Annotated in this window: 17 protein-coding genes and 6 pseudogenes; 11 read left to right on the top strand and 12 right to left on the bottom strand. The window is 54.5% G+C overall.

What is annotated here, in order from left to right; genetic code table 11:
* Nucleotides 1-45: 45 nt before the first annotated feature.
* The gene (locus tag ABJI08_RS00250; RefSeq protein WP_348399812.1) at nucleotides 46-981 is read right to left on the bottom strand and encodes a hypothetical protein; all 936 of its coding nucleotides are present in this window, start codon (nucleotides 979-981) and stop codon (nucleotides 46-48) included.
* Nucleotides 982-1501: 520 nt separating this feature from the next.
* On the opposite strand from ABJI08_RS00250, the gene ABJI08_RS00245 reads away from it, so the two are divergent.
* Nucleotides 1502-2053 (top strand): hypothetical protein, encoded by a 552-nt coding sequence (locus tag ABJI08_RS00245; protein ID WP_348399811.1) that lies wholly within the window; start codon nucleotides 1502-1504, stop codon nucleotides 2051-2053.
* A gap of 391 nt (nucleotides 2054-2444) precedes the next feature.
* On the opposite strand, the gene ABJI08_RS00240 is transcribed toward ABJI08_RS00245, so the two are convergent.
* From ABJI08_RS00240 to ABJI08_RS00220, 5 genes are all read right to left on the bottom strand, one after another.
* Nucleotides 2445-5567 (bottom strand): glycosyltransferase family 2 protein, encoded by a 3123-nt coding sequence (locus ABJI08_RS00240; protein ID WP_348399810.1) that lies wholly within the window; start codon nucleotides 5565-5567, stop codon nucleotides 2445-2447.
* 84 nt (nucleotides 5568-5651) lie between these two features.
* Nucleotides 5652-6419 (bottom strand): hypothetical protein, encoded by a 768-nt coding sequence (locus ABJI08_RS00235; protein WP_348399809.1) that lies wholly within the window; start codon nucleotides 6417-6419, stop codon nucleotides 5652-5654.
* 96 nt (nucleotides 6420-6515) lie between these two features.
* Nucleotides 6516-7928 (bottom strand): right-handed parallel beta-helix repeat-containing protein, encoded by a 1413-nt coding sequence (locus tag ABJI08_RS00230; protein WP_348399808.1) that lies wholly within the window; start codon nucleotides 7926-7928, stop codon nucleotides 6516-6518.
* 210 nt (nucleotides 7929-8138) lie between these two features.
* Nucleotides 8139-8822, bottom strand: a complete 684-nt coding sequence (locus tag ABJI08_RS00225) for a sulfotransferase family 2 domain-containing protein (RefSeq protein WP_348399807.1) — start codon at nucleotides 8820-8822, stop codon at nucleotides 8139-8141.
* Nucleotides 8823-8854: 32 nt separating this feature from the next.
* The gene (locus tag ABJI08_RS00220; protein WP_348399806.1) at nucleotides 8855-9670 is read right to left on the bottom strand and encodes a hypothetical protein; all 816 of its coding nucleotides are present in this window, start codon (nucleotides 9668-9670) and stop codon (nucleotides 8855-8857) included.
* A 377-nt stretch (nucleotides 9671-10047) separates the two neighbouring features.
* On the opposite strand from ABJI08_RS00220, the gene ABJI08_RS00215 reads away from it, so the two are divergent.
* The 3 genes and pseudogenes from ABJI08_RS00215 (at nucleotide 10048) to ABJI08_RS00205 (ending at nucleotide 13281) form a co-directional block, all read left to right on the top strand.
* The gene (locus tag ABJI08_RS00215) at nucleotides 10048-12009 is read left to right on the top strand and encodes a hypothetical protein (protein ID WP_348399805.1); all 1962 of its coding nucleotides are present in this window, start codon (nucleotides 10048-10050) and stop codon (nucleotides 12007-12009) included.
* Nucleotides 12006-12494, top strand: coding sequence for a hypothetical protein (locus ABJI08_RS00210; RefSeq protein ID WP_348399804.1), 489 nt, complete (start codon nucleotides 12006-12008; stop codon nucleotides 12492-12494). Before ABJI08_RS00215 ends, ABJI08_RS00210 begins: the two co-directional genes overlap by 4 nt.
* A gap of 283 nt (nucleotides 12495-12777) precedes the next feature.
* Nucleotides 12778-13281 (top strand): annotated as a pseudogene (locus tag ABJI08_RS00205) (Tn3 family transposase).
* A 513-nt stretch (nucleotides 13282-13794) separates the two neighbouring features.
* On the opposite strand, the gene ABJI08_RS00200 reads toward ABJI08_RS00205, so the two are convergent.
* Nucleotides 13795-14691, bottom strand: coding sequence for a hypothetical protein (locus ABJI08_RS00200; RefSeq protein ID WP_348399803.1), 897 nt, complete (start codon nucleotides 14689-14691; stop codon nucleotides 13795-13797).
* A 364-nt stretch (nucleotides 14692-15055) separates the two neighbouring features.
* Here ABJI08_RS00200 and ABJI08_RS00195 point away from each other — a divergent pair.
* A pseudogene (locus ABJI08_RS00195) lies at nucleotides 15056-15894 on the top strand (IS5 family transposase).
* A 42-nt stretch (nucleotides 15895-15936) separates the two neighbouring features.
* Here ABJI08_RS00195 and ABJI08_RS00190 read toward each other — a convergent pair.
* Nucleotides 15937-16906, bottom strand: a pseudogene (locus ABJI08_RS00190) (IS481 family transposase).
* Nucleotides 16907-17109: 203 nt separating this feature from the next.
* On the opposite strand from ABJI08_RS00190, the gene ABJI08_RS00185 reads away from it, so the two are divergent.
* A complete protein-coding gene (locus ABJI08_RS00185; protein ID WP_348399802.1) occupies nucleotides 17110-17991 on the top strand; it encodes a sulfotransferase in 882 nt (293 codons plus the stop codon).
* 7 nt (nucleotides 17992-17998) lie between these two features.
* Nucleotides 17999-18598, top strand: a complete 600-nt coding sequence (locus ABJI08_RS00180) for a CatB-related O-acetyltransferase (protein WP_348399801.1) — start codon at nucleotides 17999-18001, stop codon at nucleotides 18596-18598.
* Nucleotides 18599-18626: 28 nt separating this feature from the next.
* On the opposite strand, the gene ABJI08_RS00175 is transcribed toward ABJI08_RS00180, so the two are convergent.
* Nucleotides 18627-19466, bottom strand: a complete 840-nt coding sequence (locus ABJI08_RS00175; protein ID WP_348399800.1) for a sulfotransferase — start codon at nucleotides 19464-19466, stop codon at nucleotides 18627-18629.
* Nucleotides 19467-19831: 365 nt separating this feature from the next.
* Between ABJI08_RS00175 and ABJI08_RS00170 the strand changes: the two are divergent.
* A pseudogene (locus ABJI08_RS00170) lies at nucleotides 19832-19930 on the top strand (DDE-type integrase/transposase/recombinase); the annotation flags it as partial.
* Here the strand turns inward: ABJI08_RS00170 and ABJI08_RS00165 are convergent.
* Both ABJI08_RS00165 and ABJI08_RS00160 read right to left on the bottom strand, forming a co-directional pair.
* Nucleotides 19929-20420 (bottom strand): annotated as a pseudogene (locus tag ABJI08_RS00165) (IS5 family transposase); the annotation flags it as partial. The pseudogenes ABJI08_RS00170 and ABJI08_RS00165 sit on opposite strands and share 2 nt — an antisense overlap.
* Before the next feature lie 66 nt (nucleotides 20421-20486).
* A pseudogene (locus ABJI08_RS00160) lies at nucleotides 20487-21164 on the bottom strand (transposase); the annotation flags it as partial.
* A gap of 306 nt (nucleotides 21165-21470) precedes the next feature.
* On the opposite strand from ABJI08_RS00160, the gene ABJI08_RS00155 reads away from it, so the two are divergent.
* The 3 genes from ABJI08_RS00155 to ABJI08_RS00145 all read left to right on the top strand — a co-directional run bounded on the left by ABJI08_RS00155 (nucleotide 21471) and on the right by ABJI08_RS00145 (nucleotide 24790).
* Nucleotides 21471-22934: a sulfatase-like hydrolase/transferase gene (locus tag ABJI08_RS00155; RefSeq protein WP_348399799.1), complete on the top strand. Its 1464-nt coding sequence runs from the start codon at nucleotides 21471-21473 to the stop codon at nucleotides 22932-22934.
* A 283-nt stretch (nucleotides 22935-23217) separates the two neighbouring features.
* Entirely contained in the window at nucleotides 23218-24354 is a 1137-nt protein-coding gene (gene glf / locus ABJI08_RS00150; RefSeq protein WP_348399798.1) for a UDP-galactopyranose mutase, read from the top strand.
* Nucleotides 24355-24535: 181 nt separating this feature from the next.
* The gene (locus ABJI08_RS00145) at nucleotides 24536-24790 is read left to right on the top strand and encodes a hypothetical protein (protein ID WP_348399840.1); all 255 of its coding nucleotides are present in this window, start codon (nucleotides 24536-24538) and stop codon (nucleotides 24788-24790) included.
* A gap of 127 nt (nucleotides 24791-24917) precedes the next feature.
* On the opposite strand, the gene ABJI08_RS00140 is transcribed toward ABJI08_RS00145, so the two are convergent.
* The coding region (locus ABJI08_RS00140) for a calcium-binding protein (protein WP_348399797.1) at nucleotides 24918-25949 on the bottom strand (1032 nt) is incomplete at its 5' end.

The raw sequence follows: 25949 nt of genomic DNA, 5'->3' as shown, positions 1-25949 counted from the left end.
TGGTGGCCGTTCGCTGGATACCCGGGTGGATCCACAAAGTTTGTTTCATCGGATAAACTTCCCGGCCAGTTCAGCAAATTCTTCCAAAGTTATGTGGCCAAGGTTGCCGAATGCGTCGGTTTCGTCCCGCGGTGGAAAGAGCGGTTCTTCAACTTCAGGGAAAAAGGTCTCCTTGAGCCAGGTATTGGCGGGATTGAACGTGGTCATGATGCGCTGGGATTGCGCAGAGGACATGCGGGGACGTGGACTTGAAGGCAAGGTCGCTATGATCGGTTCGACAAAGTCGCGCAACGGGTTGTATTCGTCATCCTTACGACTGGAAAAAGTCGGATACATTTGGCGCAGAAACTCCATGACCGGTGCAGAGAGGCCGACATTGTCATCTTCCGAGCGCACTAGGCCAGAGAGGTCGGGAGCCTCGTCGAGCCCAAGAACCTGTGTCATGAAGTCGGTCAGGATATCGCCCCCGATCAGGTTGCTGCGATCAAATTTGCGCACGGTGATGGCATCTCGTCCAAAGGCATCGATCCACTTTGTAAGCGTGCGGCGGTAATAGAGATATGGGGTTTGGCTTTGAGGGCCTAGCGCCTTGTTGAGATAAAGCTCGAACGGGCGACCGCTAAAGCCGCGGCGCATGAATTCACCATACATGCTGAGGATTGCGTCGTCCTGGCGGCGCACATAGACTAGAATTTCAATTTCATCAAAATGCGGGGCCAGAAGCTCCTGCAGCCTGGTCACGCCGACCGGGGACACGAGATTGCCCGTCAGGTTTTCAGACGACATCAGCATCGTATGCGCGCCTTTCGGAGCATTGCGCACTTGCTTTGCTATTACATTCGAAAGCTGGTCGCGAAAGCGCGTAATGTCGTCTAGTGACGTGAGGCCGTAATCAACAACGAAATCGTGCAGGTGCATGGCATTCGCATAAAACAGGGTAATGTGGTTTGCATCCGGGGACAGCAGATCAGGATAGATCACACCACGGTTCCGAAGCCAATCGAGGTTGGCAGCGCATGTATTTTGCAGAAATGTTGAGGCGGTCTTTGGGGTCCCAATGTGACAGATGAGTTTCAATGGTTTTGTCTCTGCAGTTTCTGAATAAACAAAGGAATACGGGCGATGATGCTTTTCTCTTACTGATCCTGCAGGGGCAGGGCAACGGGTGGTGTGCTGAATAAAAGACCTATTTCCCAAATGCGGCTTTGAGGCGCAGGCCCGAGATTGCCTTTTGACAGGGTGTCAGGGGGCGGCATCTTAGCTTTGCGGCTACACAAATACATCTCTTATAATATATATTATGTTAAATAAATGGCGAAACCCTATGATATACATCATCCCCCAACACCCCGGGAACTCTCCTACGCGACATCGCGCCGCACTGCTCATTTATCCTATGGCACAGATGACAAAAAAACGACACGCCCTCTAAGTAAGGCTTGCGCATCTCACTGGCTTTGATGCACGTTCAAACCGCTTCAATTTTGAGGATTTTCTTAATATGTCACCTGCGATCCGGTTTCGTCCAATAGCTTTCAATGTGCTCAACAGTGTGTCCGACTGTTCTGATTTTGAGCTGATTGGTCCGTCGGGAGAGATCTTTCTGAACAACTGCCACATTCCGCTGGAGGATCAGGTTGTCTTTCGTCAGACTGTGAATGCCGAAGCGCTGTTTGAGCCGGAACTGGGCTATGGGCTCGAAGTCGACATCCTGCAGAAATCCTTCGAGTGGATGGCTCTTGAAATGCACCTGCCCCTCGAAGCGCTCAAAGACCATGAAGCTGCCAGTTTTGTTGTTTCGGCGCGGGCCGGACGCAAAACCAAGCTGGCCGTAGGTTATGGCGGGCTTTTGGATCGGGGGCGTGGATTTGATTGCTTTACCTTCCACGAATACAAGATCGGCCAGCAATACAAGATTATCACCACCGAATTGGCCTTCAACGCCCTGCCGATGGACGAGATCGAAAACGACCGTTTTGTTGTGGCGCTGTATTTCAACAACACGGATGCAACCACGGTGACCCTGTCCGATTTCCGTCTGGATTTACATTAAAGCATTTTGAGACACCGTTGAGAATTTTTTAATGTCACTATCCTGGGAATGCCAACGTGTAGCAGGCTCTTGGCAAGGCATCTTTTTACGCCGCTATCTGGGCCACCTTCGCCGGATTCGAGGCCGATCTGATCAGAATGCGCACAAGGAAGGGAATGGCGATCGTTCGAGCAGAAGGGAAACTCCACCGAAAAACAGCCAAAACGCTCTTGAAAACAACAGAACGGGCACGCCTACATGCCACTGGTGACCATTCCATCAACGCTCTGGTTAAACCCTTCGCGCTCTCAAGACCAACCGTCCACAGAACGTTGCAACGAACAGAGCGTCAAATCATTCCTTAACGTAGAATTCTGCCCCCTCCGGCATCAGATCCCTTTCTGTCTGCCGCCTACAACATCTCCTCGGGCCAGGGGAACGGGCAAACCGTCTGGATCAGTTGGGTGGATTTTTCACGTTCGTGGCTGAAGCGCGCGTCGATAAAGGACATGTCGGGGTCCGCCTCAAGCACCGTGGCATAGGCTGTATATTCCGATCCCCCGCCCCAATGTTCCTTGCGGATCACCTCGCGCTTGGCGCGCTCCACAAAGTCGGGCGTGTACTTGTAATGCTCCAGCGCCCCGAAGAAGACCGGCGAGCGCACCGGTGTGATGTCATGGGTCGAGGTGAGGTATTTCATTCCCGCCGCCCATTTCACAAGTGGTGTTTTGGTCTGCGCGATCGGGGCCAGGTGGGCAAAGCGTCCCATGCGGAATGCACGGTCACGCACCCCGCCCGACAGCCCTAGAAGCGGACTGCGCAAGCGTGGCCAGAAGGCAGCGTTCTGGCCGTCGAAATAGCGATAGAGTGATCTCAGTTCCCCGCGCGGCACGTCCTTGAAGCTGCTGATCGGCGCCTCCGGGTACATATCGAGTAAGGCACAGCCAAAGGCATCGTAGCCTTCTGCGTCCAGCATGGCGGTGAAGTCCTGGATCGAGCGGGTTTCCGCCTCGGGGAAGATAAACATCTCGTCCGCATCCACCACGAGGGACCAGAACCCCGTGCAATACGCGTCCAGCACATCGTTCACCCAAGCCATGCCATAACGGCTTTCCTTGTAAGATTCAGCAGTCTGGATGATCTTGGCGCCATAGTCGCGCGCGATGTCCAGCGTCCCATCGCTGGACATGTTATCGATCAGGATAAAGTGGCGCAGCCCGATGGCATGGTGATGAGCCAGAGTTTCGCGCAGGCGGGATTCCTCGTTTTTGGCTGTGATCACACAGATCACGTCCCGCTCGGGATCAGGCTCGGAAGCAAATTCCGCGATGGTTTCGTATTTACGCCCGCGTATGCGCAGATCGACGAATTCCTCGTCCAGCGCCAGAATGTCTTTGGTACAGCGCTGGCGCTTCTTGGTCGAAAACTTGCCTTTGCGTGCAGCCACAACCCCATCGCGATAAGCAATGTCCAGCTCCGAAAGTGGCTCGGCCAGCGCGTCCTCGATGGCCTTAGCAGTGTTAAAGTCCTCGGCCAGCAAAGCAATCGCCAACATATCGCGTTCATTCTCGGGGCGCAGCTTGCCCCGCAGAACCGCCTCGCAACCCCGCGCCACGGCCAGTTCCAGATTGCCTTCCTTGAGAAGCGCCAGCACCTGGTTGAAGGTCAGATCTTCTTCGGCGAGGTCAAGCTGTTTCAGCACACCGGGGGCCCGCGCCTTGTAATCTGCGGTGGGCAGCTGTTCCAGTAATTGCAACGCCGCCCAGCGACGATCACCATAAGGCTGCTCGGGCAGGTTGGTCCACAGTTTCTCGTCCGACACCGGGAACAACCGGGTTTCGATCAACAGTTTCAGAAGGTCTTTTTCATCTTCTTCACTCAGATTGAGTTCCGACGATCCAAACGCGGCCATGTATCCGCTGATCTTGCTGGGCGGTGCAAGCATCAACACATGCCGCAGCAATAACACTGTCAATTGCGGGTGTGTTTTCAGGAACCGCAACAAGGTTTCAGGGGCCACGTCGCTGGCCTGATCCGTCGCAACAGCGTTGATCAGGGAGGCAACAGATACTGCATCATGCACGGCTGTGAGATAGCTTTCCGCAGGTTGGGAAACCACACTGTTCTCGGTGCTGGCCTCAAGTGCTTCACGTGTCGCCTCCAGAAGCTCTGCAAGTGCCGCGTCCTCTGTACTCCCATGCTCCCTTTTCATGTGTAGCAGAGTGATCTGCATGGTGTCGGTCTCAATTGTCTGAGTCACACATGCCTTGTAGTCGATTGCAGCTAAATAGGTTTCCAGTGGGCGGCGGCTGCGCGCATAGCTGGCATCACAGGCCAGCTCCATCAGGGTTACATCTATCAGCAGATAGGTCGGTTTTTCCGCCCCGATCAGCTGGCACCCAAGGACCCGGATGTTTTCGGCCTTGCACCTCTCACAGGTTGAGCGTAGCAGGTTGAGCACGTCCGAGGGATGCGCTCCGTTCCGGGCAAACACCGTTTGCAGAACCCAGGATATGTTGAAGGATCCCTCGGCAGGGGCGATCCATTTGTCCAAGAACCAAAACCGGTTGACCGCCCACAGGGCACTATCGATCCGGTAACGGGGCAAGGCGGCACGCGCACTCATCCCGGGGCGGATCGTCTTGAGCGTTTCGGGCACATAGCGCTGAAACCCGCCGCGCAGGTTTTCCGGCACGGTCTCGCTCCAGCTGTCTGCGGCAAAGGCGATCACCGGCTGTGTAGTATGATTGCTTACCAGTTGCGGGACCGATGTGTCACTCAGCCCAGAGAGCTCCTCGACGGGCATCTTCTGAACCACCCCACCCAGGAACATCTGAGTTGTACTCACCGCACATTGGTTGATGACTGAGGCAATCTCGTCAGGGTCCATGCTTTCGGGATTGGTGATCGCCACCAACGAGACATTGGCGATGGCGCTGCCGAAACGGGTCCGGATGTGCTCAATGAGCCCGTCTCGTGGGATAGTCGGGCCCTGTAACGCATCTTCGTCTTCATCCGTCTCCACCAGAATGCGCACATGTGTGGTATAGGGCATGTTTTCTTCCAGCGCCCCGCAAATACTGCGTCTATATCCCTCTGCGGCATGGACCAGAACCAGGTTGTTGCGATTGTCCGGCGCAGAGACCAACCCAGAGAATACGTTCTCGCGCCGCTGCATCCACGTCAATGTCACATTGTTGGTTTCAAGCGTAAAACTGCGATCGAACCCAAAGGAACATTCCAGCGAAAACAAAAGCGTATTGTGTCGTCTCAGCACCAGAAGCGCCACGCCGGCCACGTTGCGCTCAAAGGACAGGTGATACTCTTCGTATGACGCCGCCGGCACCAATCCGACTTCAAACTGGCGATCATGCGCCGCGTGTGTCTCGCCCAGGCTAAAGCGTAGATGTTGTTTGAAAAAGGTCAGCTCGAAATCGAACGCTTCCCCACGCAAGGCAAGCTGGGCGGTTTGCTCGGGACAATCGATCCTGAACGAAAATGATGGGGCGATATTACGGCGCAATAAGGCGTTCATCTTAACTCCTGGTGTCCAATGACACGAAAAATATCGGTTAAATATGATGTTTATGCCACCGGGGCAGCGTTGAAGTTATGAGTGTCACGATGCTGGGCGGGCGTTCAGTATATCAAGGCGATTTTGCAAGCGGGCCTGCGCTTCGTCGATGTTTTTGACCAGCGACATCACACTGCCCGAATTTTGGCCTTTGTAGCGCAGCGCGTTCTCGATGGTTTGTTTATGCTCCTCAAAGCTGTCCGGCGGGATGTCGATATGGTCAAACACCTTGCGCACCGTCTCTTTACCCCGCTCAAGATCCCCGTAGAGATCTTCAAAGCGCAGTTGGAAAGGCGTGATGCCAACGTCCAGCATCTTCTGCTCCAGCCATGTCCAGCGTTTGAAGCAATGCTCCAGATGCGCTTGCGCGGCAGCTATATCAAAACGTAGTTCTGGAGCCCCCTCTTCGCGGAAATAGGCATAACCACGCTCCGACCCCATCTTGCCCCAGACCCCGGTGGCCTCGGCCAGCTGTAGCGACAGGATGCGCGCCACCTCGTCTTCCCGTCTGAGAATGATCTGGCGATAGCCAAGCCGGTTCAAGTTCCTGAGCAACAAGTTGTTAAAGCGGAGTCCGTGGATTTCAAAACAATGCTTGATCAGCGGATGCGCGCGCACCGCCGTTTCCAGCGCGCCTACGGTGCGGGCAGGTTCCTTGTGTGCGTACCACTCAATCGAGATAGGCCCGAAGATCCGGTCTTCGTTAAAGGGTTCATGCTCGACTTTGGGATATTCCGAAAGCGTCATCAACAGGTCTGTCAGGGTTGTGCCGCCGGTGCGCCGCATCGTCCAGATGACAAAAGGAGTGCTCATATTTTAGTGCCTATCAGTTTAGTTCTCCCAGTCCACGAAAAGTGCATGCGCATACCCGAGCGGTTACTGGTGGCACAAAAAACAACACATCCCAGCTCACTTTACAATGTAGGAGAACCGCCCGACCGGCTCGCTAATCGCGCTGGCCGTGACCGAAATCGTTCCGGCAAAAGGTTCGGGCAGTTCCACTTCGACCGCGTGGGGCAAAAGCCGGCGGACAATGGGTTGGGCCGCTTGACCGTCGGACATGGTGCTTATCCGCGCCTCTGCATCACGCAGGATACCCACTGGGATTTCTCGTTTGAAAGGCACCGTGTAAAGGTGCTTATCTGGCGTGGCTTCAACCCGTTTGGTCACCGTGGTGCCCATAGGTTTGACAAATGTAGGGAAGCGGTTGGTAAACTGGTTGGATTCCATCCGGAAGTTCAAAATTCCTGCATGGTTGAGGTCGAGATGTTCCCCGGTTTCGGAATCGGTGCGGCTGTGTACGCGGATCGGTTCCAGAACACGCGGTTTGATAGCTTCCAGATTTTCATCCTGATTGTAAAACAGATTATTTGTCACATGCACATTGCCCAAGAACGACCCCGGCTTGAGTGGGTTTACCACGATATGGCTATAAGTGCGCCCGTCGCTGGGATGGTTGTAGCCCCGATAAAACAGGTTCGAGGTCACATGCAGGTAGTTGCGCTGGTTCAGGCGGGGATGATCGTCGCAATTGATCCAAAGCGTGCAGTTATCAATGTAGTTGTTATTGATGATGGCCGAAGATTTGTGAAAGTTATCCAGCTCGATACCCTTGAAAATATCAAGGTCTAGACTGCCCCCTCCGGTGATGTGGTTGCCTTGGATGCGGTTAGCCCGCATCCCACAATAGATGCCGGTGCGACACAGGTTGATGTTGCAATCTGCTACCACGTTGTCGGCCTGGCCCAAATACACCCCGACGGATTGGCGATTTTCATCCACGTCAAATGGCGGGATGATGCCATAGCTTGAGGCCTTGCCCGGATGCCCATCCCAATAAAGGTATTCCGAGATATGGCACTTCATCACTTCCAGCTCGTGATTGTTGCCCTGTGGCGCGGAATAGATGCCATAGTCGCGCTGGTGGATGATGTGGCAATCCTCGATCCGCACGCGGAAGAAATCTGCAAGCGTGATGCCATTGGCACGTTTACTGCATTCCAAGAAAAGGTTCTGGAACACCAGACCTGTGCCATTGAACACATCGATCAGAAACTCGCCTTTAGGGAAAGTCGGCCCGGCCACAAGCGTGCCATTGCGGATATGGATGAGCTGAGCTTTGCGAATTTTAAGCGGACGATCTAAGACAAAAGTCTCGCCTTGAAGGTCAATGGTATAAACCGAGCCGGGTTTGACGTTGTAGCCAACGCTACAGCCTTCCTGCGAGGCCAGGAACCCGGCTTCGACCACATCATGAATGCGCCCGTAATCATGGGCCTCGGTGGCAAAAATTTCGACGAGGTTCTGAGCTAGTGCTTGCATGGGTTTTATTTAGCTTGAACAGGGCAGATTCACCGCACCTGTAGACGGGTCGGTTTCAAAAGTTTTATCCCAGCGTATCGAAGCAACTTCGGAAGTGTGTAGAAATACCAGCTTGTTTTTATAGTCTAATTTCATTTGTGTGCTCCATTTCTTAGATGCTATAATTACCGCCCTCCATTGTAAGAGAACGATGATTTCTAAGTATCTATATTAAAGATTAGGTTGGGCGTGGATAGTTGCTATCTGTTTGCAAAACTCATATATTTCAAATTCTTCGGCCCAATATGAATGAAGATTCGCTCTGCCTATTTCTGAAAGTTGGGTAACTTGAGCGAGTCTGACGTTGTGGCGCACAGGCTTTTTGGGGAGCGAGAATTTCTTAAATCCAATACTTTGCATGATCTCAGGCAAATTTTCATCCACGTTTTCCAATTCGACACAAAGTTGCATCTTTCCTTTTTCGACCTCTCTCGCGAGACGCGCTTTGCCACCAAGGAAATGTTTATATCCAAATTTTATGTGACGGATGTTATGCATGGCGAAAATTGCTGCTGACTTCATGCGCTCATCTTTTGACCCTAACGCCTCCGCAAGATCATTTGGTGTAGCAAACCAATGAAACGCAACCCCTTCTTCTGCAGTCCATGGGCTATTATAAGTTGGGCGCCCTTGGCGAATTCTGCTTTGAAAGCCAGAGATAAAGCGTTTCTCGGGCTCTCGGAAAACAAAGCCAATTTTGCGCGCCCGGCCAAACTTCTTTACCGTGGAAAAGATTGTATCATAGTGAGATAGAATCTCTACATCATTCGGCAAATTTTCTTGGTTATGTGCAATTACTGACTTCAGGTAGGTCCCGCCTGTTTTCCCAATATGCAAAAGGCACGTTTTGGTCATGTGATCATCTTTCAGTATTCGGACAGCCCAGATTAAAGAAACGTAATTGACGGATAAGTTTCATGAATTTGCGCTATGTCCGCCTCATATTGCGCCTTAAGCCGGGCCGTCGTGGCCTCGTCAAAGACATTCAACGGCGCATGGCCATCGGCCACCGCATAGTGGCGGTTGATCCGCTCGGTCAGCCGCAGCGCTTCGGGGGCGCCGATGGCCGGGGCCAGATCGCCCAGGACATCCAGAGTTTTCTGCGACAGCGACGGGCGGGTTGTCTCGGGCGCATAGCGCGCGGTCATAGCCTCCACATCATCGCATCCGCTGAGGCGCGTCAGGGCCTGGGATTGTACCTTGCGGAAATCCTCGAATTTCCACAGGACAATATTCTCAGCCGGAATATGACGCGTGATCTCGGCAAGCATCAGTACCCATGAATTGCTCGCAAAGCGTTCCGGGTCGTAAAATTCCTCAAACGTCATGAAGCCGCGGTTGCGCACCACCTCGGAATACATCGAGCGGTAAAAACTGTCATAAGAACGGACCGAGAAATAAAACTCGAATCGCGCTTCGGGAAACAGCGCCTTGAGCGTTGCCATGCGCTTGCCTGCCATCGGATAGATGCCAGAAATGCGCGACAGTTCGTAAGGAATGCCGATGATGTTCTCTTCGGTCAGTATCCAGTCGCTGCTTTCGGGCTGCAAATCCCGGAGCGGGGTGGCAATCTCGTCGGGAATTGCCCCTGTGGTAAGCAGGGCCTTTTGTGCCGTGAACAGGTTGGGCAACCATTCTTTGCGAATGTCCTGCGGCGCCGAAAGCGCCACCCCCTGCTCAAGCAGCTGGGGTCGATTCGCCATTAAGATACCTTGCAGGTGGGTTGTGGCCGTCTTGTGTGCCCCGAGGTAGAGCCTGATGGTCGCCATGTGGCTAATGCCCTATATTTTAAATCGTCTCTATAAATCCGGCGTCACCTGTGGGTGTAGCGTAAGGTGACAAATGCTGAGACAGTCCTAGCCGATCTTTTGCGAGGAATCCAACGCGAATTATCACAGCCTTTCTGTAAAACCCGATGTCCGGCCCCGATTGCGTATCCTTTACGCACAGCCTTGTCTAATCTTTCTCAGGTTGCCATTCTCAAACCCCTGATGATACTCAACCCAAGGACATCGCAGGGGGCCTGCAGGGGGTCCTCGGGAGATGTGACTGCAAAACACCGATTTTTGACAGGACGACAATGCATAGCGCCATAACTCATCTTTCTTCGGATCTGCGCGCCTGGGCCGAACAAACGCTGCCCATCACGGTTGGTGAAGATATTGCCGCCTTTGGCCTGGACCGCCCCGCAAGATCGCATTCCCGCTTGGCGGATCTGTTTTTCAACACCGATCTGGTCGATCATCTGGTCCCCGGCGCCGAGGCGGATACCCCCTTCCTGCGAGGCCAGAGCCTCTCGAGCGCGGCCCTGCGCAACATGCTGTTTCCTGCCACGTTACGCAATCACAGCGCGGCCCGCCAGATTGGGCTGCATTTCAGTGTCTCGGGCGCCTTTGCCTACCGCCTGCACACGCATACTCCCGGGGAAACCCCCGAAGAGCTTGACACAGGGCTTGTCGAAAACAACCGCCCCGAACATGACACGCTGCCCGCGGCCTGCTGCCATATCGACATCGAGCATGATCTGGACAAACAGGCGCGCCTCTCCTGGGAACTCGAAGCGCTGGGGGATGACTGTGTACTACATGACATGGCGCTCAGCCTGAACGCCCCGCGCGATGTGGGCGGACGCATGGTGGTGATCATGCGCACTTTCGGACGTACCAACGATATCATCGAGCTACTCACGCGCTTTGATGCGCAAAGCCATCTGAGCGCTGGATATAGGCGCGCCCTGCGCAACATCTTCTTCTTGGTGCTGGACACGACGGGGGATGTGGATGAGGACAGCTATAGCGCGCTGGCCGGTTTTGACCACCTGCACGTGCATGTGCTGAGCGGGGCCAATATGGGGGGCGGTGGCAACATGAGCCAGTCCCTGCTGCTACTTGAAGATGCCCTCAAAAAGAGCGAGCAGGACATTGACGAATTGCTGCTTCTGGATGACGATCTGCAGATATCGCTGGAAAGTCTGCGCCGTCATTGGGCGACAACGCTGTTCCGCACCGATGATGTCATCTTCACCTTGCCCGTCAGCATGAAGAGCGCCCCGCGCAAGATCTGGGAAGACGGCGCCTTCTGGGGGCGGTTCCTGGACGCGGATCGCACCGGTGCGCGCACGGCCATTGCCCCGCGCCTGTTGCGCCACGGCGGGCGCATGGACGACCCGGATCAGGCAGACAAGCTAACTGGGTTGCATTATCCAGAGTACAGCACCTTCATCTTCTTCGGGCTCTCTCATGCCCGCTTCCGCGCGCTCGGCTATCCATCCGCCTTTTTCCTGCGCGGCGATGACATTGAATACAGTCTGCGTCACGGGGCGGCAGGGGGCAAATGCCTCTCTAACCCTAACCTCTGGGCCTGGCATGAACCTGCCCATTCCTACGGGCAGGAATACATGTCCATCGCCCATGGGGTGATCATCAATATGCGCTATGGGGCCGAGGTCCAGACCAGCTTTGTTCGCTTCTTCAAGCAGCGCCTCTTGGCACATGCTGCGATCAGTGATGCACCGGGGCTGCGGCTTTATGCCGATGTCCTCAGGGACCTGAACGACCATCTGCTGCTCGAACATGAATTTGCCCAGCACTATGTCACTCGGTTGGGAGAATTCAGAACCTATGACGGGGCCTTCGATTATGTCCCCGACGAGGTGCGCGCCGATATCCGCGCCAGCGCCGCACGCCGGGGTGAAAGTGCTGTCGAGACGTCTTTTCTCTACCCGGGCGGGCCCAAGCAGGACACCGTCGCCCGCGTCTTACTGCATAATCCGCATACGGACCGCTATCGGGTCTATGATCCCCAAGAGGCCGCAATTCTCTCCGAAACCGTGACGGCTACCGCCGCCCTAGCCCGGGAGCTGGCGCGCTTCCAGGACGGGTTCGACGATCTGCGCGCACATTACGCGGCCCGGATGCAAGAGGTGGCAGGTGCCGAGTTCTGGCGCGAGGAACTGACCCGCCACGCCGCGCCGCGAACACTCTTTGGGATCGCTCCGCAAGAGGCTCCTCAGCCTGCACCACAAACAAAGGCGGACACATGAGCGCTGCGTCTGATCCGCGCGCCCTGCGCCGCTTTGCCCCGGGCATGAGCCTGCCAGGCGGCACCCAAATCGTCCCCGAAATGCAGGCCGTACGCTTTTCTCTGCAGCATGAAAGCGGCCCGGTTTACCTTGACGGCAACCAGTATTCCTCGGAGGTCGACATCGTCACTGATCCTGGACTGGCAGGTGTCAAATGGAGCTTACAGGCCAAGCCGGATGGCAGTTGGCGTATCACGAACCAGGCCGCCCTGAAATATGGCCTCTCTGCCGATCAGGGCCGCGCGCGCCTTTGCTCTCTTGACCCGGACCTTGATCACACCGACCGGATGGCCGATTGGCTGATCTACCTGTGTGGTCGCGAGGGCCATATCCTGCTGCGCCCGGTGGGTGGCACCTGGCTGGTCACCGATGGCGCTTCGCGTGTAGGCTTCGACCGCATCGTCGGCGAAGACCCAGCGCGGGGCCTCTGGCAGCTACTCCCCTGAAGGCGTGCAATGGGTCCCACCATCCAGAACGACACCAGTTATACGGAAGAGAGCGGACTAGCCTCGGCGTATGCATGAATTGCGAGACACCCGCCAGACGGGGGCAGATCTCTGTTTTGACATCGAGATACCGGCTTACGAAGGGGACGAAGCCGCGACCTTCAAGAAAACTGCCAAAAACATCGCGCTTTATCCCGACGATTCACTTACCCTTGAGAGCGCAGGAGCGGTATACGACGCCTTCTCCCCTGAGTGTGCAGCACTTTTTTGACAGAATCCCTTCCTGTTCATACCGCGCATCCGCGATCTGCCATCGACGCGGCTCTATGCCTTCGACCCCGCGAGCGCGCCGAATGAGTTGCGCGGTTTGATCGGCGGTAAGATCCGCGAAGGTGTCATCGTTCAAAATTGGCCAGATGTCCTGCGCTCCGTGGCCACCATGACGACAGGCGTTATCGCCCCCAGTCAGCTGCTCAAGAAGTTTGCGGCTTATCCCCGCCAGCACGAGTTGGCCGTGGCACTCCGCGAAATTGGTCGCGTCGAGCGCACCCTTTTCATCATCGAGTGGCTGCTCGATGCCAACATGCAGCGCCGGGCGCAGGTGGGACTTAACAAGGGCGAAGCGCATCGGGCGTCAGGGTGAAATCCGGGATCGCACCGCCGAAGGGCAGCACTATCGCATGGCGGGTCTCAACCTGCTCGCGGCCATCATCATTTATTGGAACACCAAGCATCTCGGACAGGCCGTGGCAGCGCGACGCCGCGCCGGGCTCGACGGCCAACCTGAGCTCTTGGCGCACATCTCGCCACTCGGGTGGGCCCACATCATACTCACCGGTGAATATAGGTGGCGGAAGGCTTTAACGGCCGGCTGAAAACTGGGCGCGCGCCCACTCCGGCATGCGAAGTAATCAACCCTATTTCTTGCCACATTCACACTCACCATCAGGACCCAAAACAGCCATGGCCGCCGCAAGGACGGCCACAGAGAAAAAATCATGGGTAATACAGGTGCAGAAAGCCTTAGGGTGTCATTCTGCACTCAGCCGGAACAGACCCCCGCAAGCCGCCAGAGAGCTGCTCATACCGATGGGCAGCGCGGCCGCCGACGGTGTCTTTGCGAGCGGTTACTGCATTATCGATGAGACCTGAAACACGCAACGATGCCTCAAATCAAAATTTCAACGCGCCAAATGAGACGCTTCGTTTCAGGTTAAAAGCGAAACGCTACAGGACAGGGTTTGGCTGGGCAGCACCCCGGCATATTGAAGGCCGCCGCGCAAGCGTCAGGTACCCGCTTTCACAACAAGGTTGCAACGGCCTTGGCACAGATATCCGGATTGAGAAGCGTCAGCGGGATCTTGGGCTCATCGGGCATCTCCATGTCAAAGCGCACGCCATATCCCTGCTCCAGACGCTCCAGATGCGGTGCCAGATCTTTCAGAAGGTCTGCGCGCAGCCGCCCACCCAGAGCATATTTGCCCTGATCCCCGGCAAAGGCGGCAATCATGCGACGGCGTTCGAACCGAATGCCCTGCCGGTTCATGGCCGCCATCAACAGCGCACATTGTGCCGAAGGGCTGGCATTACGCACCGGGTTGCCGGCATCGGCAAAACTGTAGCCCATCACCTCGGCAAAACTGTCCAGGATCTGTCCGTCCTTGACAGTCTCATAATTAATTACCTCGACCTTCGCAAAACCGCTCCACCAATCAAGGATATTGTCATAGAACACCCGCTCGCGATTAAAAGGGCTACGCGAAAACGGCCCCACCGGCACCTTGCAGATCCCTTCTTTGCAGCGCTGGTTCCAAAGCGATTCCAGGAAAAAATCCGGGCGGCGCAGGTAACAGATAACGCGGATCTCGAAATGTTTTTCAAAACGGCGCAGCTTTTCATAGGCTTCAGGGCGCGGCTCGGACAGGGCCTCTTCGCTGAGCAGCATATCCTTGCAACCACTGACCTCATATTCTTTCATGAAGGCCGCGAATTCGGCCTCAAAGGCACTTGGGTCGGGATCGACCAGGGTTTGGAACAACTCGTCATGTTTGGGCAATTCGGGGAATAAGCCGCGGGTGGTCGCAGGAAACAGCAGCCCGGCCGCACGCAAGACATCCCGATTCTTATCCAGCGCGTCTTGGATAACCGTCGAGGCAGTCTTGTGTGTGCCAATGTGCAGGAAAAGAGTCGGCTTCATCAAGTCTTACCAATCGCGTTGTGACTATCATTCAACATACGCGCTGCCATCCCGCTCGTAACTACGATATACGGTCCAGAGCCAACGCAGTGCACATCCCTATAACAAGGCCGTCTAATCTGCCAGCCTGTCTTCAAAAAAACAGAGCTTTCACGTGCTTCCGCCCCGATTACTGTCTGCGCAAGCTAGGCTGATGTAGCCCGCTACTTTCTCCACATTTGGCGCGACCACCAGTTTTTGATGTTTTTCAGGTTATCGGATCTCGTTTTGGCATTGGCGCTCCAATACACTAGAAGCCTAGGGTCAGGATGCATTGATGTTCGTTCTTTGATGTGCGTCACGGCTCGCAAAACGGAGCGGTGACATGAGTGATCTTTATTGGCTTACGGATGAGCAAATGGCCAAGCTCACGCCTTTCTTTCCGAAGTCGCACGGAAAGCCTCGGGTGGATGATAGGCGGGTCTTGTCTGGAATTATCTTCATCAATCGCAATGGCTTACGGTGGAGTGACGCACCTGCGAATTATGGTCCGCACAAGACCTTGTACAGCCGTTGGAAACGCCTCCTCTCACACATTCTACGAATATGTTGTCGGGCAAAGGGAGCGAGAAAGGAATTTTCGCAAGGATGCTCTTTGAACTGGCCGGTCAGGGCGGCAAAACCGATTCGCTCATGATCGACGCGACGTACCTCAAGACGCACCGCACGGCTTCCAGCTTGTGGCTGAAAAAGGGGGGCGTGGTCGCCTGATCGCTGCCCGACAAGGTATTTGCAGAGCAAATGTCCCGAGAGGGAGGGCGCACAAAGGGAGCGATGAACTCCAAGCTGCACACTGTGACCGACGCAGCAGGCCGTCCCTTGCGGATGTTTCTGACCGCCGAGCAGCGCAGCGATTACATCGGCGCATGGGCACTATTGGATGGTCTGCCAGCGGCCAAACATATGCTGGCAGAACGTGGCTATGATGCAGATTGGTATCGCGAAGCTCTTGAAGAAAGAGGGATTACGCCCTGCATCCCCTCTCGGAAGAACCGAAAAACCTTGATCCCACACGACGAAACCCGCTACCGCAAACGTCACAAGATCGAGAATAGCTTCGCCCGCCTCAAGGATTGGAGACGCGTAGCAACGCGCTATGACAGATGCCCGAAAGTGTTCCTGTCAGCATGTGCACTCGCCGCCGTCGTCATGTTCTGGTTATGAATCCTGACCCTAAATTTTTTATCGGTTTTTCTTGGCGAACACCTAGCTGTCGCATCCCGTCAGGTAGTATGGCTGTTTCTTGAACAACTCCGGCTTGAGTTTGTGCCAGTCTTTCATGGCTTGCAATGGCGTTCTGCTCGCCAAGGCTGCTTGAGGAAGCTGCTGGTTGTAGAGCCAGACATATCGATGCAACGTCGTCTCCAAGTCTTCGCCGGATCGGAAGTGGTGGCTTTGCAGCACCTCCTCGATGCGACCGTTGAACCTTTTGGCCATGCCGTTGGTCTGTGGCGACTACGGCCGGGTCCGGCGATGGTCGATATCCAGCGCAGCACAGAGTTGGTCGAAGTCGTGCTGACCCGTTGCCGCGCGTTTGCGCAGACCGAACAGGCGATCAGTGAACTCCTTTCCGTTGTCAGTGAGAATTGTGCGGATGCGCAGCGGACAAGCGCGTTCCAGTTCACGCAGGAAGCGGCGGGCGTTGGCCGCGGTCTTTGCCTTGAAGATGCGGATGAACACCCAGCGGGTGGCGCGGTCGATCGCCACAAAAAGATAGCGACGCGAGGTCTCATCGGCCATTTGCGGTAGGTATTTCACGTCGATGTGGATGTAGCCGGGCTCATAAGCCTTGAAGGTGCTGTGCTTCAGCTTAGGTGCCTGGCCTTCAGATCGCGCAGGTTGCCAACCCCGTGTCGGCGCAGGCAGCGGTCAAGGCCAGAGCGCGAGACGTGTGGGGTGAGGAACTCTCGAACCACCGCCAGCAGGTCATCCAGCGATACCAGCAGCGTCCGACGCAAGGCCACCGCGACGGCCTCCTGAGCGGGCGTCAAAGTCGTCTGAAGCCGGTGCGGCGGTGGCTGCGATCTTCGACGCTGTCGCGGTGTCTCCACTTGTAGACGGTCTGCCCGGTCACGCCAAACTGCTCCGCCAGGGACGATGCTGGCGCGTCACTCGCCTGGTTGGCCGCCCGAACCTTCTGTGTCGTTGTCGCTTGCTTGTGAAGATGGATCAGCATGTCTTGTCCCCGTCCCGGACGTCCCTCAGAACCGATCTTGCCATCAAGAGGGCCTATCTCAGAGGAGAAATGTGATCATCCGGGATGGAACAGTTAGCCTCCAAAACAGCTTGGTAAGCTACACTGCTCGCTGGGTTGCCGTCCACCCACTCTTGAATTTTTGTCACTATTGACCAGAGACTCACGATGCACTAACAACCAAATTGAACCGCCTGATGTGGGCACGCACAAAAAGCATATTTATTATGGAAAGATTTTTTATCGGGCTTGGGTTTATGAAGTGCGGCACAACTTTTATTACAAACCGCCTATCCAAGCATCCGCAAATTTATATGCCCCCAATACGCGAGTTGCGCTTTTGGGAAAATTATTTTTCGAAGCACCCCCTGCCCAAGCAGAAGAGCTATGCTTTGCGGGCGGTAAAGAAAATTCAGAGCGAGTTGGACGGCGACAAGAAAATTGAGGACAGTCTTAAAATTTTAGAGTACTGGCACTTGTATTCAAATACGACGCCTACCTCTTTGGCTGCTTATAATTCTCTTTTCAAACCCAATAAGCGCCAGATCGCCGTTGGTGAAATCAGCCCCTCCTATGTAGAGATAAACAAGAATGATCTCGCGAGCATGGCTAGCATGCTACCAGACGCTCGCGTTATTATTTCAATGAGGCACCCATATAAGAGACTAATTTCACAATATAATCACGTCTCACGACTCCGCCCAAGCGACGTGAGTGACGACAGTGTGACACTGAATTGGCTGCGCACACCCCGCGTCAATGCACAAGTCGAATATGGGACACTTCTAAAAAATGCCTTTTCTGCATTTGGAAAAGAACGGATCAAAGTGATGTTTTTTGAGGACATGGTGGAGAAGCCTGAACTGTTCTTCGACGATCTCCTGAAATTTATTGACGTACCATTCCATCCACGCATCATGCCGAAGTCGGACAAAGATCGGGTTAACGCACCTAAACGTGAATTGTCTAAGGTGCTTCAAGCTGCTTTCCGCGCTCGCGTCCAACATGTACCAGATCAAGTCAAAGACCTTGTCGGGGACGTTCCAATAGCATGGCAGACTGGATAATTAGGGCGTGGAAAAGAATAGACTAAAACGAGAAGATCAGTTTAGACACCCTGCTCTTCCGAAAGGAAGCGTCGTAAAGGTCCCGCGCTTGGAAGTGGGTGACGGCACGGGTTTCTCTGGGCCCCCAAAGATCAAGGGCGGCAGGGCTTGTTCTATTGGGAAATACTGTGGGATTGGCGAAGATTTACGCATAATCACTTCGGATCACTCGACCACTTTCCCCAATCTGAATGTCATGCTGCAAAGACGCATCACTGGTCACAGTGGACATACTTCAAAAGGGCCCGTCCGAATTGGTCACAACGTTTGGATCGGAGATCGCGTAACGGTTTTGAGTGGCATTACAATCGGAAACGGAGCAGTCCTTGCTGCATGTTCAGTTGTGACACGTGACGTTCCTGCGTACACAATTGTTGCTGGAAATCCGGCAAAAGCTCTCCGGCCCCGTTTTTCCGCTGAAAAAGCGAAGTTTCTTGATGAACTGCGCTGGTGGCATTGGAGCCCTAAAAAAATGGCCGCGCATGCCGATTTTTTTGCTTCCGATTTTGAAGCAACGCCGCTTGAAGAATTGCAAAAACTGGTGGCCCCGGATGACGCTTCAACCTGAAAGCCCGCTATTGTAACCTGAAATTCCGCTACATATTGCTGAGAATTCTATCAGGGAACTTCTTCCGCAGAAATTCATATTGCGGGGCCAGTATCTCTGACAGTTTCTGTTCCACAATGTCCGGAAATTCCACCTGCATGTGGGATGCATGTACCCGTTCCTTTGCGGTGGGGTACTCTGCGGCGGGGACTTCTAGAAATTTTTCAACCCGGGCCAGCAAGGCATAAGGATCGCTCGAAATCTCCCCATAAGCGAGATACAGAATGTTCTCGGGTCCGAAGACAGCTTCATAAGATTGTATGGTGTGCTGATAGTTGCTGCGTGCTAGCAATGTAGGATATTCTAGAAAGTGGTCCCAATCCGAGAGGTCCATTGTGCTGCGTTTTTGGCGTTCTATCCACATCCGCATCTGTGATTTCGCCCGACTGACCGGATCCCTCATAAGAAAAATCAGCTTTATGAGGCCAAGCTCGGCGCGCATCGTCCGAATGCTGTCGAGAGATAAACTGCAATATGCCGGCGTGAGTTCTCCACATAATTTACCCTCGCTTAGGGGCCAATTGAACGCCTCATAATACCACTGATTACTCTTTGGCATGGTCCCAAGCTTGGACAAGTAGTGAATGTACGGAACGTGCAATTCCTTGCCCGCATGTCGGATATGACGCAGGATCGCTTTTTTTGCAGCACGTCGTGCGTGTGGACTTGGCTTTTTTGGGTTAGGATCCGCTTCGATTTCGTCGAAATAGTGGAGCTCTTTAATCGGCGGCAACCATATCGCATTGTTTTGGGACAACATATTGTGCAGCCATGTCGTACCCGCTTTTTGAGCGCCAATTCCCAGAAAATGCGGCCCTCTGGCTTTCATCGTTTTATCCCGCTTCACATATAATTTTTGTTCAAATTTTCTTCCTGCCGGAGGCAGCAACCCAAGGTGCTGGCATGTCCCGTCAGGTGATCTGGTTTGATTGTTAGTGTATCATGGGCATCTAGTCCATAGGGGCAAGACTCGTTTCGTAGGCAGGCAATGCCACCGCTACTGCGGCCGAGTATTGCTCCGCCGATTACACAGGCCGATCTGACGTATAAATTCTGTGCGCCTGGTGCCAAGTTCTTCCTTGAGGATCACGCTGGGATGGCCCAATCCGTTCCGGATGCCCGGGCCATTGCAGAGCAGCTCGAAGTCAAAGGTCCAAGGTTTTCGCTGGGTGTGTCGGTCTGCCGGGCAAGGGGCAGACCGACTTCACCTACTTCAAGATCATTGGCCGGGGCTGGTATTATCTGAGCACGATCTTGGACGACTACAGCCGTTACATCATCGCCTGGAAGCTTCGACCGCCCGAACCTCCAGTGTCTCTTCGTCGACACCTATATATATCTTGCGCCAAATGCGGTGTTTTGGAGCGCCATGCTTGCGGGCGTTCCATTCGCCTTCACCCTCAGCCTTGATGCCCGTGCTGTCTATAAGAAGGTTGAGTGGGCCAGTGCCACCACGATACTGCAGGCTCACGTTCAACGTCTTTTGGCGACGGCAAAGTGTGCTGAAATCAGGCGCGACCCAGTCCAGTCCGACTAGCTTTAGCAAGCTATCCACAAAACCAGTTGTTTGGCGAAGCGGCATTCCAAACAGCACCTTTAAGGTCAGGCAGGCTTGGATTGCAGCGTCACTGAAGCGGTGTTGTCCACCGCGTTTACCGCTTGGCGGCGGGGTCCACACCATATCCGGATCAAACCAGATCGATAGTGATTCGCGACGCTTCAAGCTGTCATTGTAAGACGACCAATTCGTGGTCTGGTACTTCGTAGGGGCCCAACTGCTCATCCCCCTCAGCTATCACGCTGGATTCATACAATGAATCCCTTCAGCCGATTTGTGCAACAAAGCCCTTTTGAGGCTGAACAGAACCTCACGCCAACTCTGCGTGGATTCGCGCACCCCGTCTTCGATGGCCAGAAAGCGCTTCTTGCCACGAGCCGTGACGCCAATAATCACAAGCGCGCAGAGCTTGTCGTTCTCGCCCCGAAGGTCGCTGTGAACACCGTCAGCCCAGATATAGACGATTGGTTCGTCGTCCAGATCCGCGTCTCTCCAGCAGTCGTATTCTTTGGCCCAATCGCGCTTAAGGCGTGAGACCGTATTCGTCGACAACCCCGCCGCATCAGGACCCAGAAGTACCTTGAGTGCCGCTCCCATTTCGCCACTGGAAATCCCTTTGAGGTAGAGCCAGGGCAAAGCTGCTTCCAACGTCTTGGTTCTGCGCACGTAGGGTGACACCAAGGCAGACCGGAATGTCACCGGTGTGCCGTCCATGGACCGAACCTTCGGAATACGTACGCTCGCAGGGCAAATGCCGGTTTGAAATGGCCGGGCCGGATGATGCCCATTACACACGACAGCAGCGTGACCCGTCTCAGTACGCAAGTCGGAAAATTGTGCCAGATAACCGGCAAGCTCAGCTTCAACTGCTGTCGCGATCAATTGCTGCGCCCCTGTTCTCAGTAAATCTGTCAACGCGTCCGTGGTCCCGTCTAGACGCGCAAAATCAACAATGTTAGTCTTTTCCATGGTGGTGTATCTCCTTTGGTTGGGCTGCTGTCTCACAACAACAATTCAACCAGATACGCCGCCAACCTTCAAACCACCCAAACACCAGATTCAGTCATAGCTCATGGATGGAACGTAAATATCTTGATGGCCTGTCAGAGATATCGCTACGAAAGTTGTTCCGCACTTCATAAAGCCTAGACCAATAAAGCGATTTTCTAATATTTATCTTCCATAGGACATCTTAAAACGTTCCAATGTCATACGAAAATCAACACCGTGCCGTGCTGAACACGGTGACAACCCAAGACTTTCAGGACAATACACATGGGCACATCCCAGCATCAACGACCAAATTTGCTTTTTGTTTCGCTCGAAGATTTGAATGATTATGTTGAACCTCTAGGTGGACATCCTCAGGTCAAAACCCCCAACATTACACGTCTGGCAGCGCGTGGCGCACTGTTTCCCAATACCTTCGCAGCGGCCCCGGCATGCGCCCCTGCACGGGCGGCTGTTCTGTTTGGGCGCATGCCGTGGAGAACTGGTCTTTATACCAATAAACAGCAATGGTTCCACGCCTTCAAACCGGGGCAGGATCGCTCGCTGATTGGTGTGTTACGCGACTCCGGGTTCACAACCTGGGGCTCCGGAAAAATGTTCTATGGCGGTGTGAATGATGCCGAATGGACAAACTACTTTCGGGAACCCAACGATCCCTATACCCGCCAAAGCGTGCTGCAACAGACCGGCCAGATAAAAGCAGGCATGATAGACTATGGCCCCGCTCTCTCAGAGGGTCCGTTATACGATGAACGAAACGCAACCCACCTTAAAAACAAGATGACCCGGGGGGCCAGTGGACAAGTGTGGAGCCTTGGAATTTATCGCCCGCATTTACCTTTCATTGCCCCACAACGGTTTTTTGACCTTTATCCTGAAACCGTAGAACCCGCCCCTGCCCTTAAAGAGCGACTCTTTGATCCTTTTTCTTCCAACGAAATAGAAGGCTTGCCCAGAGAACCACGAAACCGGATTGTAGGCGCGGGTATGTTTGGCAAGAAACTATATGAGAACCAGCAATATAACAGCTTTTTGCGCGCCTATCTCGCCTCCATAAGCTACGCTGACTGGGTCCTCGGGTCGGTACTGGATCATCTTGAGGCAGAAGGCCTCACCGAAACCACCTATATTGTCCTATGGTCGGACCACGGGTATCAGTTTGGAGAAAAAAATACCTTTCACAAATTTTCGCTTTGGGAACGGTCGCTTCGGACACCCATGATCTTTGCCGGCCCCGACATCCCGACCATGCGTATCGAAACGCCCGTTTCCAATGTAGACGTTGGCCCGACCCTGCTCGGATTACTCGGCGTGGCGCGCCCGCAGGCTTTTGTCGATGGTCAAGATCTGCGGCCCTTGTTCCAGAAGATGGAAACGTCCGCCCTTCCACCTGTAGTGTCCTGTTACGGTTTCCCGCGAGTCAAACCCCCCGCAGAGAATGGCGAACTGTTGTTAGCATTCAGTGTACGCAGTGCAACCCATCGCTTGGTCACCTATTGGAATGGCGGCCTAGAGTTGTACGATCATACCATTGACCCTTACGAACAACGCAACTTGGCTAACGGTCCGAAATACCGTTCGGTCCCTCAGGATCTGAACGACATTGCCCACGAGCTTGCATCGTATATCCCTCAAGATCCGGCAGCTACGGCAACGCCTAAAAAGGTGCCCAAAAAAGTACCCGATGGGGAGGGGCCTTTTCCTCACTGGGTGAGCTCAATCGGATAAAACCGGCTCTCGGATCAAAATCCACTGATTTGCGCAGGCTGCCCCAACCAGCGCAGAGCGTCTTGAGATGCGCCTGTATACGCCAGCTTGGTCAAGATATGCTGTACATCTAAATAATTTGACAACTATGTGCCCTGCATGCTTGCCCAATACAATGAAGGAAACTATGAAGCCAGCATCCGCGGACTCTCGTCATTATAGGAGCTCCTTTGGGGTGCAGGTCAGCACCAAGTGCATTGTAGGCCTATTTACATAGAAACTGGATATCGAAAGGCGATTTGGTTTGAATATTCTTCTTGTGGGTGCCGGCCTTTCTGGCGCTGTCATCGGGCGGCGGCTGGCCGAAGCGGGCCACACCATAACCATCATCGACGGGCGCGACCACATCGGTGGCAATTGCCATACCGAACGTGACACCGAAACCGGTGTCATGGTGCATGTCTATGGGCCTCATATTTTTCACACCGATGACGAAGAGGTCTGGGACTACGTCAATTCCTACACCACCTTCATGCCTTACAAGAACCGGGTGAAAACCACGAGCGAGGGCCAAGTGTTCTCGCTGCCTATCAACCTGCACACGATCAACCAGTATTACGGCAAGACGATGCGCCCCGATGAGGCGCGCGATTTCATTGCCGGAATCGGTGACAGCTCGGTCCAGGAGCCACAGACCTTCGAAGAACAAGCGCAAAAATTTGTCGGCCCTGACCTCTACAAGGCATTTTTTGAGGGCTACACGATCAAGCAATGGGGGTGTTCGCCAACCGAACTGCCCGCTTCGATCCTCAAGCGCTTGCCCGTGCGCTTCAACTATGACGACAACTATTTCTTCCATCGCTTCCAGGGTATGCCGGAAAATGGCTACACGCCCATGATCGAAGCTATTCTGGATCACCCGTCTATCACCGTGCATTTGGAAACCTGGTTCGATGCCACCAGCGCCGCCGATTATGACCACGTCTTCTATTCCGGCCCGCTGGATGGCTATTTCGGCTACGAATTGGGTCGCCTTGGCTATCGGACGCTGGATTTCGAGAAATTCACCTATCAGGGGGATTACCAGGGCTGCGCGGTGATGAATTACGGCGATCGTGACGTGCCTTATACGCGCATCACCGAACACAAGCATTTCTCGCCTTGGGAAGAACATGAAGGTTCGGTCTGCTACAAGGAATTCAGTCGCAGCTGCGAACCCGAAGACATCCCCTACTACCCGATCCGCCAGGTCAAGGAAAAGGCGCAGCTGTCGGAGTATGTGGCATTGGCTGAAAAGACCGCGGGCGTGACGTTTGTGGGCCGCCTTGGCACCTATCGCTATCTCGACATGGATGTCACCATCCGCGAGGCAATGGACACAGCAGCGATGTTCCTGAAGAAGGGCAAAGACACACCCGCCTTCGTGAAATCACCGCTCTGAGGCAGCGATGAAACACGGCCCACACCTCTCATCCTAAAATCCAGCACACCCGACCCACGCGAAACCGGCATGGAAATTTTTCTTGCCGGTTTCGGGTTTGCCCTGCAAAATATGTCATACTCTATACGATGTTGATTTTTGTCACGGGCGCATAAGCCCATATTTTCAGGGGGCTGTATTCATGTCCTACACAACCAGCCTAGGACGCCTGTTCCCAACCACGGCAGATGGCACAAGCGGCAGCACATTTGATGTCACGGGATTGTCCAACGGCAATTGGGCCACCGTGGCCTGGCATCTCAGCCAGGTGGATGGACGTGTCTATAGCTCAGATGGTTCTGTACGGGCAGAGTTCACGGTTGTCGAACCCGGAATGGCTTTGTCACAACCAAAGTACACATCGGCTGGCGTAACATTGTTCAGGCTCTCGTGGTAACGTTGATGGTTACGGTGATCGACGAAGCCTTCAATTTGGGCTTCAAGGTCGTCGGACGGGCAACATCTGGAAAAGAACAGCCCCGCCAAAGGCGGGGCTGTTTATCTTTCACAGGTGCGGATCAGGATCAGAAGATAAAGTCATCCTCCGAGTAAGCCAGCCCAATGCCCACGTCACTGAAGGCGACGCCCTGCAACCGGATGGAATCTGATCCGTCGTTGATCTGGGCCGTACCACCGGCATTGGCCAGGTGGCTGGCGATCAGATCAACGAAGTTCGTGATCCCAGCAACACCAGACAGGTCGATCTTTTCGTTATCATTGGCGCTGAATCCGTACACGGTGTCATCTCCAAAGCCATCTGCAAAGATCAGTACGTCATTGCCACTCTGACCATTGAGACGGTCATCGCCGCCGCCGCCGATCAGCGTATCACGGCCGCTCCCACCAATAAGTTTGTCACTCCAGCCGCCACCATCCAACAGATCGTTGCCGCTTTGGCCATAGAGCGTGTCGCTGCCGATGCTGCCCTGGATCGTGTCATTACCTGTACCGCCAAAGAACCAGTCGTTGCCGCTCTGGCCCTCAAGAAGGTCGCCGCCGCTACCGCCATCCAGCGTATCGTCACCCGACCCGCCCGTCAGCGCATCGGACCAACCACCACCATCGAGGGAGTCCGCACCGGCGCCACCAACCAACTGATCCGCACCCAGGCCCCCCAACAGCGTGTCGTCGCCATTGTTGCCCCGCAGCGTGTCATTGCCATCCAGACCCGACACACTGTCATTGCCGTCATTGCCCACCAGCGCGTTTACGCCGCTGTCGCCTTCAAGCGTGTCATTGCCCAGCCCACCTGTCAGGTTCTCAACGTTCAGGAGCGTGTCGCCGTTTGCCTGGCCGCCCGATCCGATACCCGTATCAAGGCTGACATTTACACCGGAACCAGTGTTGTCATAGTTCGCGGTATCAATACCAGCGCCCCCGTCCAGCGTGTCACCACCGCCCCAACCACGAAGCTCGTCATCATCGGCACCGCCCTGAAGGAGATCACTGCCCGTGCCCCCAAGCAGCGTGTCGTTGCCCGACCCGCCATCCAGCGTATCAGTCCAACTACCACCATCAAGGAAATCCGCACCGTCGCCACCAAGCATGCTGTCACT

Source organism: Shimia sp. (genome assembly GCF_039969785.1).
In the GTDB taxonomy this organism is placed as follows: domain Bacteria; phylum Pseudomonadota; class Alphaproteobacteria; order Rhodobacterales; family Rhodobacteraceae; genus Shimia.
This window is presented reverse-complemented; position numbering and strand designations above follow the sequence as displayed.